This is a genomic window from Paludibacter sp. (assembly GCF_009712605.1).
Lineage (GTDB): Bacteria > Bacteroidota > Bacteroidia > Bacteroidales > Paludibacteraceae > Microbacter.
Map to the genome: position 1 here is coordinate 560,619 of NZ_WASO01000014.1, position 15,447 is coordinate 576,065.

The 15,447-nt window shown below is 42.1% G+C and carries 14 protein-coding genes and 1 riboswitch; of the genes, 1 reads left to right on the forward strand and 13 read right to left on the reverse strand.

The features are described 5' to 3' along the window. The 11 genes from cobT (F8N35_RS12645) to F8N35_RS12695 form a co-directional block, all read right to left on the reverse strand. Nucleotides 1–1,059, reverse strand: coding sequence for a nicotinate-nucleotide--dimethylbenzimidazole phosphoribosyltransferase (gene cobT / locus F8N35_RS12645; RefSeq protein WP_293053626.1), 1,059 nt, complete (start codon nt 1,057–1,059; stop codon nt 1–3). Next, nucleotides 1,059–1,592: an alpha-ribazole phosphatase gene (gene cobC, locus F8N35_RS12650; RefSeq protein WP_293053628.1), complete on the reverse strand. Its 534-nt coding sequence runs from the start codon at nt 1,590–1,592 to the stop codon at nt 1,059–1,061. The genes cobT (F8N35_RS12645) and cobC overlap by 1 nt, the downstream gene beginning before the upstream one ends. A 540-nt stretch (nt 1,593–2,132) precedes the next feature. Beyond that, nucleotides 2,133–2,897, reverse strand: coding sequence for an adenosylcobinamide-GDP ribazoletransferase (locus F8N35_RS12655; RefSeq protein ID WP_293053630.1), 765 nt, complete (start codon nt 2,895–2,897; stop codon nt 2,133–2,135). A gap of 111 nt (nt 2,898–3,008) precedes the next feature. After that, the gene (gene cobT / locus F8N35_RS12660; protein WP_293053632.1) at nt 3,009–4,013 is read right to left on the reverse strand and encodes a nicotinate-nucleotide--dimethylbenzimidazole phosphoribosyltransferase; all 1,005 of its coding nucleotides are present in this window, start codon (nt 4,011–4,013) and stop codon (nt 3,009–3,011) included. A gap of 76 nt (nt 4,014–4,089) precedes the next feature. After that, the gene (gene cobU / locus F8N35_RS12665) at nt 4,090–4,605 is read right to left on the reverse strand and encodes a bifunctional adenosylcobinamide kinase/adenosylcobinamide-phosphate guanylyltransferase (RefSeq protein ID WP_293053634.1); all 516 of its coding nucleotides are present in this window, start codon (nt 4,603–4,605) and stop codon (nt 4,090–4,092) included. 218 nt (nt 4,606–4,823) lie between these two features. Then, the gene (locus F8N35_RS12670; RefSeq protein ID WP_293053636.1) at nt 4,824–5,240 is read right to left on the reverse strand and encodes a DUF4430 domain-containing protein; all 417 of its coding nucleotides are present in this window, start codon (nt 5,238–5,240) and stop codon (nt 4,824–4,826) included. A 150-nt stretch (nt 5,241–5,390) separates the two neighbouring features. Further along, a complete protein-coding gene (locus F8N35_RS12675; RefSeq protein ID WP_293053638.1) occupies nt 5,391–7,523 on the reverse strand; it encodes a TonB-dependent receptor in 2,133 nt (710 codons plus the stop codon). Between the two features lie 128 nt (nt 7,524–7,651). Then, the gene (locus F8N35_RS12680; protein WP_293053640.1) at nt 7,652–8,485 is read right to left on the reverse strand and encodes an ABC transporter ATP-binding protein; all 834 of its coding nucleotides are present in this window, start codon (nt 8,483–8,485) and stop codon (nt 7,652–7,654) included. Then, nucleotides 8,473–9,483 (reverse strand): iron ABC transporter permease, encoded by a 1,011-nt coding sequence (locus tag F8N35_RS12685; RefSeq protein WP_293053642.1) that lies wholly within the window; start codon nt 9,481–9,483, stop codon nt 8,473–8,475. Before F8N35_RS12685 ends, F8N35_RS12680 begins: the two co-directional genes overlap by 13 nt. Before the next feature lie 194 nt (nt 9,484–9,677). Continuing rightward, a complete protein-coding gene (locus F8N35_RS12690; RefSeq protein ID WP_293053644.1) occupies nt 9,678–10,208 on the reverse strand; it encodes a cob(I)yrinic acid a,c-diamide adenosyltransferase in 531 nt (176 codons plus the stop codon). Between the two features lie 58 nt (nt 10,209–10,266). Continuing rightward, nucleotides 10,267–11,067: a helical backbone metal receptor gene (locus F8N35_RS12695; protein ID WP_293053646.1), complete on the reverse strand. Its 801-nt coding sequence runs from the start codon at nt 11,065–11,067 to the stop codon at nt 10,267–10,269. Between the two features lie 94 nt (nt 11,068–11,161). Beyond that, nucleotides 11,162–11,373: riboswitch (cobalamin riboswitch) on the reverse strand. 351 nt (nt 11,374–11,724) lie between these two features. Between F8N35_RS12695 and F8N35_RS12700 the strand changes: the two genes are divergently transcribed. Then, entirely contained in the window at nt 11,725–14,190 is a 2,466-nt protein-coding gene (locus F8N35_RS12700) for a restriction endonuclease (protein ID WP_293053648.1), read from the forward strand. Between the two features lie 45 nt (nt 14,191–14,235). On the opposite strand, the gene F8N35_RS12705 is transcribed toward F8N35_RS12700, so the two are convergent. Further along, nucleotides 14,236–15,189, reverse strand: coding sequence for a transposase (locus F8N35_RS12705; RefSeq protein WP_363928387.1), 954 nt, complete (start codon nt 15,187–15,189; stop codon nt 14,236–14,238). Nucleotides 15,190–15,226: 37 nt separating this feature from the next. Then, a partial coding sequence (locus tag F8N35_RS12710) for an integrase core domain-containing protein (protein ID WP_293053650.1) occupies nt 15,227–15,447 on the reverse strand: 221 nt, incomplete at its 5' end.

The window sequence follows — 15,447 nt, forward strand, 5'->3', positions numbered from 1 at the left end:
TTAATTGAATCTGATATGGCTGGTATTGATGACCTGTGCCTCTTCGAACGAAGTCATTTCTGAAAGAACGGCAACAGCACCTTTCAGTACACCATAAGCCACAGCCGAACCGGTTCCTTCGCCCAGGCGGAGACCCAACTGAAGCACAGCCGAAGCATTCATATGGCGTAACATTTTGCGATGACCCTGCTCTTCGCCTTCATGAGCAAAGATGGCATAATTCAGTACAGCCGGATTAATCTCTTTTGCCACGAGCATCGCTGCTGTTGTGATGAACCCATCGACCAGAATCACCATGCGATTCATGGCCGCTTCGATCATTCCTCCGGCAATGGTAACAATCTCGTAACCGCCAAAACGTGCCAGATTTTCGAAGATATCATCCGACACGCCATGCCGTTCGATAGCCGCTTTTATTACATCTGCCTTATGGCGAACCCCTTCACTATTGAGACCGGCACCCGGGCCAACACATTCGTCTACGGGCAGATTGCAAATAATGGACATCAGGGCCGAGGCAGGCGTGGTATTGCCGATTCCCATCTCGCCAAAACCGATCACATTGCTACCCTCTTTGGCAAAACGACGTACGATGTCACGCCCGTTGTTAAAAGCCTGCATACATTGCTCTCTGTTTATTGCGGGCTGATGCAAAAAGTTTTTGGAACCCATCGCCACTTTGGCATCGACCAGACGCGGATGCGGTACAAAACGGTAGTTAACTCCCGCATCGACCACCCACAACTCCATACCATAGACACGCGACAGCAACCCAATGCCACCTCCGCCACTCAGAAAATTATGTACCTGCTGCCAGGTTATCTCTACCGGACAGGGACTTACTCCTTCGGCGGTTATTCCGTGATCGGCAGCTACGGTCAGCATCACCGGATTGGAAAGTACCGGCGTCAGGGTGTTTTGAATCATTCCCACCTGCAAGGCCAGCGACTCCAACCGACCGAGCGATCCGACCGGTTTGGCTTTGTTATCGAGCTTATGCTGAATTTTCGCCCGTAACGACTCGTCAGGTAATGGGATGTTTATTTGATCGTTCTTCATTAAATATTGAATGTAAAAATTCCGCCAAATGACACCTGTATATCAAATATTTCCAGCGGATTTCGTTGATGGGTTAGACTCATCAGGACTCTGATAATGCCGGCATGAGCAACAATCAGCACATGATCATAATTTTGTTGTTGCAACTCATTTATAAAAGATTTCAACTCATTCGCCATATCCATATACGACTGTCCGTTGGGGCATGAAAGGTGAATGTAATCGTCGAACCATTTTTTCCCATACTCCTGATCATATATCTGTTGCCAGGGAACCATCTCCCAGTCTCCGAAATTGAGTTCCAGCAGCCGATGATCGATAATCAACTCTTGTGCGGGTCGGATTGCTTCTGCCAATACACGACACCGACTAAGCGGACTGGTGAATACGGCATCGAATTGTTCCTTCTGCAGTTCCCGGGTTATACGCGCTATCTCATCAGGCGCTGATTTCGCCAAAGGCACATCGGTCACCCCGTAACAAATTCCTGCAGGAACATCTACTTTAGTATGTCTTACAACTGTCTGTTTCATAAATCAAATTTGAAAAATCAAACAAAATTAGCTGAAATCGGGAATATTCATTCTGGTTAGAGTATCCCGGATTATGCTCATTTCATCTATCATTGGTTAGCTAAATCGTATATATTTAACCGCTATAAGCAGCCATTAAAAGTCTTATTCTGTAGCAACAACGCTATGTGTTCAATTTTCGTTTGCATTATATGCTGTCTACATTAAGGTGTAGAATAAAGTCATATTGGCTTTTTCTTTGATTGGAGATTTTACTTCATTTTTATTGCCGGACTCAATTAGTTCTTTGCCTGCGGCAGGCCTTACTTTTTGGCGCAAAAAGTAAGCAAAAACATAGACGGAAAGAACTCGTTCGCTCAGCCATGAAATAGTTTCTCATTAACAACCTTCTGTAATTGGCCTACTCACTCAAACAGCTTTCCGTCAGTTTGGTATTTTTTATTTATCCCTTCGGGGTGAGTTCTCTACCAGTCATAAAAAACGATCATGTTCCACTTTTATGTTTCTTGCACATGCAAAGTTTGCGAATATTTAATATTTCTATTTTATAAGTGTTTGATATATAACAAATCCGAGATAAAATTCCACTTCGGCAATTTGTTGAAGAGCCCCCAGACAATCTCCTGTATAACCGCCTATCTTTTTTGTGATATACCGCCTGAAAATAAAGGTGGTGAGTAGCATGAACGGTATGATACAAGCCACAAAAGAGAGCGGCATCAGCCATTGTAAGCCCAGCCCAAAAAGTAACGCCATCACAAAATCATAGTCTTTCCCTTTCTTGCCAATAGGTTTGGTTTTGCTGGTAGAATCTTCTCTGGAATATTTCGAAGTATAAATCACCGTTACCGGCATCAAACGACTCAACGAATGACCGGCCAAAAGTACAACTGGAATTGAAACATCGTGAATGGACAGCAAAGCCGTAAATTTTGTTGCCAACACTCCCAACAATCCTATGCTTCCGTAAGTACCGATACGACTATCTTTCATAATAGTCAGTATCTTTTCCCGTGTATAACCACCGCCCATTCCGTCGCAAAAGTCGGCAAAACCGTCTTCATGGAAAGCTCCTGTCACGAAAATGGTTGCCAGCATGCTCAGCAGAATGGACAATGCGTCCGGCATTACAAAGCTCAACGCCCAGTAAACACCAGCTCCGACGCCTCCGACCACCCAGCCTACAAAAGGAAAATAACGGGTCGAACGGTTAAGTATTTCATCGGAATACTGCACGTTCACCGGAACCGGAATGCGCGTATAAAACATTATCGCATTGAGAAATATATGTAATTGTTTCTTCATCAAATCAGACAAAAGAACAAAGAGCAAATCGAAACGTAGTGTAGATCCCGCATTAGCGAGAGAATAAAGATTCCGGATACTTTTTGTCCCAATTTTATTTATACCAACAATTTATTCTTTATTCGATACTCCGGCATCCTCGAAACTGGCCATCTCGTTCAGGAAATTGACGGCGGCCTGTACCAAAGGATAAGCCAATGCAGCACCGGTTCCTTCTCCTAACCGAAGATTAAGATGCAATACCGGGTCTGCCTGCATTCCGTCAAGCATCATCTGGTGTCCGCGCTCGTCTGAAGAATGACAGAAAATCATTTTTTGACGCGCTTCCGGCTGAATATTTACCGCCGACAATGCTGCTGCTGAAGCAATAAAACCATCCACCAGAACAATCATATTCCGATCGGCAGCCTCGAGCATAGCACCCGCCATCATGGCTATTTCCAATCCACCGAAAACTGCCAGCGTTTCTTCGGGTGTCTGCGGATTATACTTTTCCGACACCTCTTTCAGAATGGACGTTTTTCTGGTAAAATGTTCACCCTGCGAACCGGTACCAGCTCCAATACACTCTTCAATAGGGATATTCAGGAATCGATGCATCAACAATGAAGAAGCCGAAGTATTGCCGATACCCATCTCTCCGAATCCAATCACGTTACAGCCTTTTGAGGCTTCGGCAGTCACAAGGTCACGTCCTTTTTGGATGGCTGCACGGCATTCATCCGCAGTCATGGCTGGTTCACGACGCATATTGCGACTCCCTTTGGCCACTTTAGCATTCACGACAGGGATTCCTGCCGGAAAATCGTAATCGACACCGGCATCCACTACCTTTAGGTTAATATTGTTCTGACGGCAAAAGACGTTGATTGCAGCGCCTCCGGCCACGAAATTCATTACCATTTGCCATGTTACATCTTTCGGGTAAGGACTTACGCCCTCGTCGGAAAGTCCGTGGTCGGCAGCAAAAACCAGCAAAGATGGATTATTCAATGAGGGAGTCAGCGTGTCCTGAATCAAACCGATTTGTAATGCAAGCTGTTCAAGCGTACCCAAAGCCCCCACCGGTTTGGTTTTGAGGTCAATTTTGTGTTGAAGTTGTTCCTTTAAAGTCATTTTATGTTGTTTTTCTCAAACACGAAGTCACTAAAAATATTGATTACCTCTTCGTGACTTTGCATCTTTGTGTTTATTATTGCTGTTTTATTTTTACCGGGATGCCTGACACCATCAGGTAAACCTCTTCGGCCATGGCGGCAATATGCTGGTTGATCCAGCCCTGTAAATCAGCGAACTTACGCGCCGACTCTTCCACCGGATGTACACCCATTCCTAACTCGTTGCTCACCACAATCAGATCCATCTCTTTGGTCACAAAAAGCCCCCACTCCGCTTTGGCCTCTGCCAGCGATTTTTCCATATCGAACCCGTTATCAAAAAAGATATTCGTCAACCAGAGGGTGATACAGTCGAGCAACACGGTTTTGCCTTCGACAGGTGTAGACGAGAGGTGTTTTTCCTCTTCGATGTTGATCCAGTGCGGACCACGATCGCTCTGATGACGCTCAATTCGTTTGCGGAAATCATCATCCCACACACGTGCCGTCGCCAGATAAACGGGATTTTCACTACGCTGTTCGGCCAGCTCCTGCGCAAAGCGGCTTTTACCCGATCGGGCACCTCCGGTGATGAAAATGATATGAGACATATTTGTTTTAGATAATAGATAAAAGAACAAAGAGTAAAGACAATCTGACTTCAGCAGATTAAGTTGTTTCCTATTTTAGATTTAAACGGCAAATTTGCGCTCCCGAAACATTTTCTTCAAAACACACTCACAATCTGTCGATTGCCATATTTTGAAGTCAAGTGCCGGAAGCGCAAACTCTCTATAGTTTTGAAATCGCCTTCTGCGTAAAAACAGATCTACTTGCCTTTCGACGGATTGTCCACTTTCCACGAGCAGACATCCTCTACATACCGCCAGCTTACGGTGTCTCCGGGTTTCAGCGTCTGATAAAGCGCCAGCTTTTTCGGTACTTTATCATTGATGCGGTAGTACCAGGCCATTTTGCCTCGTTCACCCTTTACCTGATCGATCGCCGTCACAAACACATACGACCCAACGGGATGGGTTTCCGTTTCAGCAGCTTCCTGCAAAGCGCCGAGCACCGCGATGCCGGGAAACCAGGCTACTTTGACCGTTTTCAGAGCCTGTACTTTCCCATAGTCGATCTCTACGGTGATCTCTTTTTTCACCGACTGTACCTTTTTACTTCCTCCGAATAAAACGACCGGCGTTACAAGCAACAGCAAGACAAGAGTATATATTTTTGTTTTCATATTTCTTTTTAGAACAAAGAGTAAAGATTAAAGAATAAAGACAGCAACTTTCTGTTGGTTGTGTCACAACATTAACACGAATATTTCATATAAATACCTGCAACGTTATTCCACAACCTCCCCCTCAGATTGTCTTTGCTCTTTCTTCTCTTAAAACGCATACGACAGTTTTGCCACAATACTACGGCCCGGCATGTTGTATCCGTCTTTCTCTGTATAGTTTTCATCTAACAGGTTGGAAGCGGTAATTCCAAAATTGACTTTCTGCGAATAGGCATATCCGATCGAATAATCGAACACCATATAAGCCGGCAACTGCAACATTTTGTCGGAAGCTGCATATCCTCCATGAGTATAGTAATCGGTCGATTTGATGCCCGGACGAAGGTAACTGAAGTTATCTTTTTCGAGACGGGTTCCGATCAAACGTCCGTTCAGGCGCATATTTACTTTGCCGTACTGATAGTTCAATCCGAAGTTGCCGTTGGTTTTACGGGCAAACTGCATATCATATGTTTGCTCCTGACCTTTAACCATCTGTGTAAAATTATTTTTCAACATCCAGGTGAAGTTGGCATACGCTTCGAGCAACAGTTTCGAGTCAATAAACTTTCCGAAGTTAAATGCGGAAACAAGTTCAAGACCGTTCATCGTTGATTGGTTGGCATTCGTAAACGTAGTACCGGCAGTCACGTATTGGTTCACAATTTTGTTGTCGTACAAAGTATGAAAATAGGTAACATCAAGCTTCAAACCTGCAGCCGCAGAGGTATAACTCAACCCGAAATCGGTAGTACGCGATTTCTCCGGTTTCAGATCAGGGTTGCCGATATAATCGGTCGAATAGGTAACACCGCCATAAGTATATTTCATGGTATATTTACCTGACATCTGATAAGCATCGGGCACATAGAAAGCGGTTCCGTAAGAAGCGTGAGCCTTGAAATCAGCGAAAGCATATTGCGCACCTACCGACGGATTGACAGTATTGTAATGGGCATTGGCATCCGGAGCATTCAACGCAGCATTGGCATCGATATGGTAATTAAAACGGTCGTAACGCAGACCTGCATTCACATTCAAACCATTCCAGTTGTAAACGGCCTGTCCGAACAACGCAATGTTGGTAAAGCGGTTATCGGGTTTATAGGGCGCTGTTTCAACGCCTTTGGCCGAATAGTTATTCGACGTATAGTCGTACACCTTAATATCCTGGCCTACTGTAAAATTGAGGTTACCAAATTTATAACCGTCCTGTAACTGATAACCGTATTCTTTGGTTGAGCTTGTAAAGTTGATAAATCCGGCGTCAGTGTTGTCCGAATAATTCGGATTTTTATCGTTGGTGTAGTAAGGTGCAAAACGGAAGCGGTTCAATGCATTTTGCTGTTCTAACGAAGCATAGAGGTTCAGGCGGTTCACGTCCTTTTTGCTCTGTCCGTATGAACCCCAGTAATTACCGGCAGTCTCCACATCGTAAGCATAGGTATAGCTACCTTCGGCACGCACTTTCCACTGCGGATTCACCTTATAGTCGGCAAACGCATTAGCAACGTTCAGCTCGTACTGAGTGTTGTCCATTGCATCGCCGTACGAAGCCTTATCAAGGATCAACTTATCGACTTCAGTCATCTTCAGGAAATTATGTTGGCCAATCCGGTAATCTTTAGTCTGTTGCTGGCGACTGTAGCCCAAACCGTAGCTGAACTTATCATTCGCCACACCGGTAAAGTTAGCCCCCAGCTTGCTATAACCGAAACTACCAGCTTCGACAGATGCACTTCCCTGCGATTTTTTACCTGCTTTTTTTGTGATGATATTAATAACACCACCCATGGCATCAGAACCGTACAAAACGGCATACGGGCCTTTTATCACCTCGATGCGTTCCACATTATCGACCGCAATAGTCGCCAGATTGGTTGTACCTGCCGATTCACCATTGATAAGCACGAGCACTACACTACGATTGTGAGCGCTGGGCGAAAAGCCACGCATGGCAACCTGAGCCGATAACCCCGGATATTGTATAATATCCAGATTGGTAGCTCGTTTCAACACTTCTGCAAGATTGTCGTTAGGAAGCGACTTGAGCGTACTTCCCGATATAATTTCTACTTTTTGTGGAATACTTTTCAGTAAAGTTCCGGAACGTGAAGCGTTTACAACCACTTCATTCATTTGATATGAGCGAATGGAATCGCCGTCCTGAGGTTTAAGTCCGGCAGCAAAAGCCGAAGCTCCTGCCGTCAAAACCGCAACCGATAGTAACAGTTTTCTCATTTGTTTTTAATAATTAGTTGAATTGAATGTGGTTCCTCTCAGCACTATCCGGAATCGGCTGGTTGGAACAGATTTATTTTTTTATCTACCTTTTCTAAAGTTCTAAACTTTAGAAAAGGTTAGAAAAACTATTCGTTTATTACTCTTTCTTTTTTCAATTTTTCTATCTGATGACGCGGCACCAGAAAAACGGTCGGTCGTCCCGTAACGGGATTAGGACGGGTGACGACCACGGTTTTGTATACCTCTTCGATGATGGAGAACTGCAACACCTCGTCGGGTGCACCCTGCGTATGAAGCTTACCGCCGTCCAACAACAACAATCTGTTGCAGTAAGAGCTGGCCAGATTCAGGTCGTGAATAATCATCAGCACCGTCAGTCCAAGTTCGCAATTGAGTTCCCGCACCAGATCGAGCACCTGCACCTGATGGCTGATGTCGAGTTGCGAGGTCGGTTCATCGAGCAACAAAAGCTTCGGCTCCTGCGTGAGCGCCCGGGCCATTGCCGCCAGTTGCCGTTCGCCACCACTAAGCGACGAGAGCGGTTGATCACGGTATTTCAGAATACCCGTAAGCTCCATATATTTTTCGGCTCTCGCCACATCTTCTTTCTTTTCAAAAAACTGAAACAGTTCGCGGTATGGCAAGCGCCCCAGCAATACATATTCCAATACCGACATCGACGTATCCTCAATGTGTTGCGTCACCACGGCAATGGCCTGCGCTTTTTGTCGTACCGGCATTGCACTCAGCTCTTTTCCTTCAAGCAACATCGTTCCCGACGAACGTTTCAAATCTCCAAGCAGCGTTTTGATCAGCGTACTTTTGCCCGAACCGTTCGGTCCGATAATGCCCGCAAAATCGCCTTTATTGAGCGTAAACGCGACCTCTTGCAACCGAAAGCTCTTATAACCGCCGCATAAGCTGTCGATCTCCAACAGTGGTTCTTTCATTTCTTCCATGCCGAACCCTTTCTGCTTAAAAGAATGATAAACAATATGCCTCCGGTAATCCCCGTCAGCACACCCACCGGCAGTTCGTTGGGCGCAATCAGCGTACGGGCCAACACGTCGCAAACGATCAGAAACAGACCGCCGCCCAGAAAACTTGCCGAGAGCAAAATACGGTAGTCCGATCCTACGGCACGCCGCATCAGGTGTGGAATTACTAAGCCCACAAAACCGATAATACCGGCAATGGAGACACACAAGCCTGTCAGCAACGATGCCAGCACAAACAGCACCCGTATCGTCAGTTTTACATTGATGCCCAGATGTATCGCTTCATCTTCACCCAAACGCAAGGCATTGAGTGCATGAGCAAACAGGTGCGTCAGCAAAAAGACCCCGACACTACCGAACAACATCAGGCGAATAAGTCTTCCGTCGGGTTGTTCCAGCGAACCCATTGTCCAGAAAATTATATTGTGCATATCTTCGGTGGTCGATATCGACAGCAAAAACATCAGCAACGACGAGCAAACAAAACTGATCATGACGCCCGTGAGCAACATTCGGTTGATATTGGCTGCACTCTTGCCCATTCCCAGCACATACACCAGAAAGATGGTAACGAATGCCCCGGCAAAACCGGCTACCGGAAGTAAAAAACTACCCAGCGACAATGCCGTTCCCGATACGATTATCAGTGCCACACCAAGCGAAGCACCGCCCGAGATTCCGAGTGTAAAGGGTTCTACCAGCGGATTGCGGTAAATACCCTGCAAAATAACACCCGACAAGCTTAACGATGCTCCCACGGCAAAAGCCAGCAACAGACGCGGAACGCGCAGGTTCATCAACACGGAATACTCCATGCTGTCCGAATGCTGCAACACGTAGGGCAACTGCTTCCACGAGATGTTGATGTCGCCCGAAAGCAACGACCAAACCGAGGCTGCTATCAGAAACACCAGCAGCAGTACCAGGAAACCGACACGATATAGTTTGAATACCTTCATTATTGATAATTCAGCAACAAATTTTCAGTTCTGACCTCTCCTCCTAACCTCCTCTCCGAAGGCGAGGAGGAACACGACAGTGATGATACAAGATACAACTCACTTTTCAGATACATAGCCCCTCTCTCTCGGGAGAGGGGTTGGGGAGAGGTCTGCTATTGAAATCTGCAAATCAATTGTAACACCTAATGTATTTAGAACTCTATTCCCTCCCGGCTACGAATCTTCTGATCGTAAGGGTGTTTTATCTTTTTAATTTCGCTCACATAATCGGCCAGCTCCATCACGGCATCCGTAGCTCCCCGACCGGTAATAACCAGTTCCAGCGTTGACGGTTTTGCTTTGATCAGGTCGAGCAACAGTTTCTCTTCCAGATAATTGTCGCGTACCGAAATATTCAGTTCGTCCAGAATCATAAGGTCGTAACCCGCAGCAAAAAATTCGTTTTTGATCTTCGCTACCGCCTCGTGCGTCTCCTGCCGAATCACATTCTCGTCCAACGAACGATTCAAATGCGGATGTCCCTTGGCAAAATTGAAAACATCAGCTCCCAGTTTACGCAGGCTCTGCATTTCGTTGTAGCCGTATTTTTCCGGGTCTTTATGAAAAGAGCAGTAGCACACCTTCTGTCCGTGGCCCAGCGCACGGGTCGCCAGTCCGATGGCCGAAGTGGTTTTTCCCTTGCCATCACCCGTGTATATATGTATAAGTCCGTTCTTGTTCATTGACAATTTATTCATTTACAATTTACGATTGAGCCGACTGAGTACTGTTTACTGTTTACTATTTCAACGCCTTCATCATCAGCTCCTGCGTTTCAGCAAAGGTGACGGGTGTTGGTACGCACGCCATGTTGGAGTCGATGACAATCACCTTTTTTGTACGCACGGCCTCAAGATTAGAGAATTTCTCCCATCGCTGTTTTTCCTCCCGGTCGATATTTCCCATGGTGACAATAAAAATCACCGACGGATTCTTCAGCAACACGGCTTCGCGGGTGATGGAACCGGTTCTCATGCCTTCGGCAATGTTCCGGCCACCGGCCAACGTGATATAATCGTTCAGAAAAGTATTGGGAATAACGGCAAACAGAGGATCTACACCCAGCTGGATAAAAATCTTCCGTCCATCGGCTTTGCGGGCTTTCACCCGGTCGATGCGCTGCTGCACCGACTGCAACACCTTGTTGGCAACGGCTTCGCGCCCCACCAACCGGCTCAGTTGCCTGAACTGCGAACAAATTTCGGCATACGATTTCGGCATGGGGAACATCACCACCTGAATACCGAACTTTTTCAATTGCGCTACGGTCTCGGGAGGAGTCATCGACGAAGCCACCACCAGATCGGGCTTTAGCGACACCACCTTTTCCACGTTCACCTTGACAGCAGTAGCCACCACATTCACCTTGCGGGTAGTTTTGCAATAACTGGTACAACCCACCAGCTCCTGTTCATCACCGAGATATTGCAGGTTTTTTGTTAATGAGGGAGATAGAGAAATGATTCGTTTGGCAGGTACAGCCAATACCATCGCATATCCGAATGAAAAGACGAATCCGAGGAGCAATAAACGTTTAAGCATTGTGTAAACAGTAAATAAATGCTCGGGAAACAGCTCGGAGTATGACTACAAATGGAAGTAAGAGACATGCCCATAGAACCTTTTTCCCGAAGTTCCGGTTGATAAAAACATTGGCAGGTCTTCTGGCTCATCCCCGTATCTGACGCCTTCCCGTTTTAGTAAACAGTGGCAATGGAATTTCAGATACGTTTATGGGATTTACAGCTGCGGGTACAGCTCCGGAATAGTTCATGCGACAAACGCACCGGATTCCCTTTTGGATTGTCTCCCGCTCAGGAAACAATCACCAAATGCGACGGCAAAGGTAAGGAAAGGTTTGAAAACCGCAAGCGGAAAAGATCAAATAATTCTCCAGAAGCAAAGGCACAGCAAAGCTGGCAACCAACTATTCAATTGACAAACAATCTAATATGCATTAACCATTAAGACATGAAGAAAGATCCAGCCACCTTTCATTTTTCGTTTTTATAAAATCAATTTTAACCTAAAAGCTGTTTTATGAGATGTTTTTTGTAGTTTTGAAAGCTTAATACCAATATAAAAAACAATGAGAGGACACGGGTTAGCAATCCGCCTCATCCTGTCAATTTAGCTATTTTTATCTATGAAAAATAAAAGAAGACATGAAGCAACTCAATATTTTCACGGGTTGTGTATGTGAACACATCCTCTTTTATTTCAGTATTGGATGAAGATCCTTATTTCAGGAATTTAAGTAGTAATAAAACAAAATACATCGATGTTCGCCGCTATTTAAAACCAAACAAGAAGAAACCTATCATGAACAATTATAATTTTACAGAGCTATTATCACCGTTACGATTTGAACAAATTTCAAGGGATTTGCTCAGAACTCAATATGGAATATTTGAAAATTTTGCAGAGGGAAAAGACAATGGGATAGATTTTAGATATTCTGAATCGAAGAATAATATGCTAATCGTTCAATGCAAGAGGTATAAAAACTTCAACAATCTTATCTCTGTACTAAAGAATGAAAACGACAAGATAAAAAAAATGAAATTTTCAACTTATTTACTTGTTATATCACTTGACCTTACTGTCGCTAATAAAGATAAAATCGTTGAAGTATTTAAAAACAAGGTTAATCCAAATAACATTTTGACTACAAGCGACTTAAACTATTTATTAAGTTTACCAATAAACCATCATATTGAATTCAAATACCCTGAATTATGGATGAAAAGCATCAATGTTCATCAAAAAATATTTCACTTAGGAATACTAAATCATTCAAGATTTATTGGCGAGGAACTACTTTTCTCTCTTGTAAATTTTGTACCGATAGAGCAATATGACCAAGTTATTAATCACCTTGAATCCAATAATATTGTAATTATCTCTGGTAATCCTGGAATTGGTAAAACGACATTATCTCATGCCGTCATTTCTCATTATTTATATTTTAATAAATATCAATTAATCGGCTTATCATATAGAAAGATTCAGGAGGCAGAATCTTTACTTTACAATGAAGATCCCTGCATTTTCTATATTGATGATTTTTTAGGACATATCAAACTGGATAAAAAAAATGATTACGCTCAACTCCTTCTTTTTTTGATAAAGAAAATAGAAAAGTCAACAAATAAGAAATTAATTATCACCTCCCGAGAATATATACTACGCCAAGCCCATAAGGACTTGTTTCCAATTAATGAAATTAGTAATACAATAACAAAACATATAATTGAGCTAAGTTCATTTACGAGAAGGATTAGAACTGAGATATTGTATAATTATATAAATAATAGCAGATTACCAATTAAATACATAAATAATTTACTTAACTCTGATTACAAAAAAATAATTGACCATAAAAACTATAACCCTAGAATAATTGAAAAACTAACAGATGAAAATATTCTCAGAAATATACAAATTGAAGATAATAGTTATTATTCTTATTTTATTGAGAATCTTAATAACCCCTTGAGAGTATGGCAAGATGTATACGACAATTTCCCAAACAAGCTTTATAAATTAATTATTATAATCCGGTTTTTAATAGAAGGTGAATTACCTGTTAAGAACTTAGAGAAAGCTGTAAATTCAATAATTGAAAATAGCCAAGAATATCAGTCATTTAGTTACGATGATTTTGAATATACTATACGAAGCCTAGAAGGAACTTTGTTTTCCTTTAAAGATGGAGTTGACGAATTAACTGAAGAAAAATACACACTAATAGAATTTCAAAATCCATCAATTATTGACTTTATAGATAATTTTATTTGGAAGAAAACCTACTGGTTAAATTTGATTATAAAAAATGCAATATATTTTGAACAATTATTCAATTTTGAATTAATAGAAATAATTAAAGTTGATCCAACTTTATCAAAATCTTTTAGAGATAAAATTTTAAAAGACTTTCATAGACTTACAAATGCTAATATTGGATATTTTGAGTATGATACACAAGAAACTACATTTAATTGTTGGACACAAGGAAGATATCTCTATTTCTTAATTGAATTGCTTGAAGTTACAAATATTGAAGAAGATGAAGATGTTGCTTTCTTTTTAAAGAGCGAAATTTTTCGTTATCCATTTGACGGAACTGAGGATATTTCCGAGAAACAATCATTTTGTGAAATAGCAACAATTCTTATTGAACGTGGACACATAAATGAAAAAGATGCAATAATGCACTATACTTCAGGGTTTATTAATGACGTCAAAGAATTAGTATGTTTTGAATACATGACGAGAAAGTGCAATAAAGAATCCTTAGATATCATAAGAAACAACAAAGAGTTTGTTGAAGACGCAGACAATCTATTTCTATGCGAAATCAATGAATTATCTACAAAAAACTTCATTGATTTAATGGATTTTTATGATGATTATGAACAGATTACACACATACTACCATTAAAAAAAACCACTAAAAAATTAAAAAAGCTAGAAACAAATAGCATTTGGAAAGAAGCTTGGGAAAAATTAGGAAAGAATGTAGAAGAAAACAATTTAACAAGGAAAGTTGTTGACAATATAAATTATTTTGACATTGAAGACAAATCAATTGACAGTTTATTTAAATCAATAAATAAAAAAATGATACACGCCGCATTCTATGATAAAAAACAAGGTTTTTGAGTTAAAAATCAGGATGCAAATTTGAATGTATTAATAAAAGGCTTTTCACGATATAATAACGGCAAATACACGTCCAAGTAATTTACATCTGACATTGTTTATTGTAAGCATTTTAGGCTTACCTTCAGTTAATTTACGTTGATAATATGCTTTAAGTTCTTTGTCATAACGAACAGCAACAATGGCACACATATTAAGTAGGCTTTTTAGCTTTTTATCAGCCAGGGGATGCACTTTAGTTCGTCCATGGATGCTGGTTCCTGATTGATACGGAAAAGGAGCCACTCCGGCATAACAGGCTAATTGCCGCCAATTATCAAACGACTCAAAAGCTTTTGTTGCAATCATCAGATAAATGGCTGTTTGCATGCCGATTCCGGGGATAGAAAGTAAAAGTTCGGATTTTTGTTTTAGCTGTTGTTCGGATTCGATCACTTCCATCATTTTAGTTTCGGTAAGTTTCAAAGCCTTGTGAAGCTGAGATAGTACCGATCGATTTATGGCTGTCACGCATTGAAAAACTTCTTTGGGTACATAGTCTTGGTTTTCTTTTGTCCGTTCAAAAGAGGATAGACTTCTGAGTATCTTTTCTCTTTCTGCAAACAGAATTCTCAGCTTCTGGATTGATTTTGGAGATAACGAACTTGGCCTAAATTTATGCATGTGTGAATAGGCGTAAAGAGCAATGTCTTTTGAATCAGTCTTGTCACTTTTACCACGGCAGATACCCTTGCTGCGCTTTATTTCAATGGCAGGAACCTGCCAATACGACAACGTGTTATCACTTAAACAACAAGCCAACGGTAACGAATAAACGCCTGTATCTTCAAAGCAAAATAGAATCTGCTCTGAGTTGTACATTTTTCGTAATGTTCTGACAAGTTGAGCAATACTTTTGTCTTTGTTTTCAATCACCTGATAATCAGTTTTAGCGGCTCCATTTGTTTCGTATAGGATGGTAACATCCAACTTTAGTTTGGAAATGTCTAGTCCTGAAATAACGTTACAGCTTTTACTAGGACAAAATTAATATGCTTTATGAGATAGATGTCGGGCTAGCCCGACATCTATCTTTGTTTTTATAGGATCTGATTTCAATCTCTTTCTGTTCATGCATTTGCTCAGGAGTCCTCATGTGGCAAGAATAATGAGGTCTTTGCGTATTGTAAATTCGCACAGCATCTTTCACCAATAATTGCATTGTTTGGATGTCGACCTGATATTCCTCCAATAAAAACTCTTGTTTTAAGATTCCAT

Coding starts and splice junctions, on each gene's coding strand:
- cobT (WP_293053626.1), bottom strand. CDS start 1,059: ATGAAGAACGATCAAATAAACATCCCATTACCTGACGAGTCGTTACGG.
- cobC (WP_293053628.1), bottom strand. CDS start 1,592: ATGAAACAGACAGTTGTAAGACATACTAAAGTAGATGTTCCTGCAGGA.
- F8N35_RS12655 (WP_293053630.1), bottom strand. CDS start 2,897: ATGAAGAAACAATTACATATATTTCTCAATGCGATAATGTTTTATACG.
- cobT (WP_293053632.1), bottom strand. CDS start 4,013: ATGACTTTAAAGGAACAACTTCAACACAAAATTGACCTCAAAACCAAA.
- cobU (WP_293053634.1), bottom strand. CDS start 4,605: ATGTCTCATATCATTTTCATCACCGGAGGTGCCCGATCGGGTAAAAGC.
- F8N35_RS12670 (WP_293053636.1), bottom strand. CDS start 5,240: ATGAAAACAAAAATATATACTCTTGTCTTGCTGTTGCTTGTAACGCCG.
- F8N35_RS12675 (WP_293053638.1), bottom strand. CDS start 7,523: ATGAGAAAACTGTTACTATCGGTTGCGGTTTTGACGGCAGGAGCTTCG.
- F8N35_RS12680 (WP_293053640.1), bottom strand. CDS start 8,485: ATGGAAGAAATGAAAGAACCACTGTTGGAGATCGACAGCTTATGCGGC.
- F8N35_RS12685 (WP_293053642.1), bottom strand. CDS start 9,483: ATGAAGGTATTCAAACTATATCGTGTCGGTTTCCTGGTACTGCTGCTG.
- F8N35_RS12690 (WP_293053644.1), bottom strand. CDS start 10,208: ATGAACAAGAACGGACTTATACATATATACACGGGTGATGGCAAGGGA.
- F8N35_RS12695 (WP_293053646.1), bottom strand. CDS start 11,067: ATGCTTAAACGTTTATTGCTCCTCGGATTCGTCTTTTCATTCGGATAT.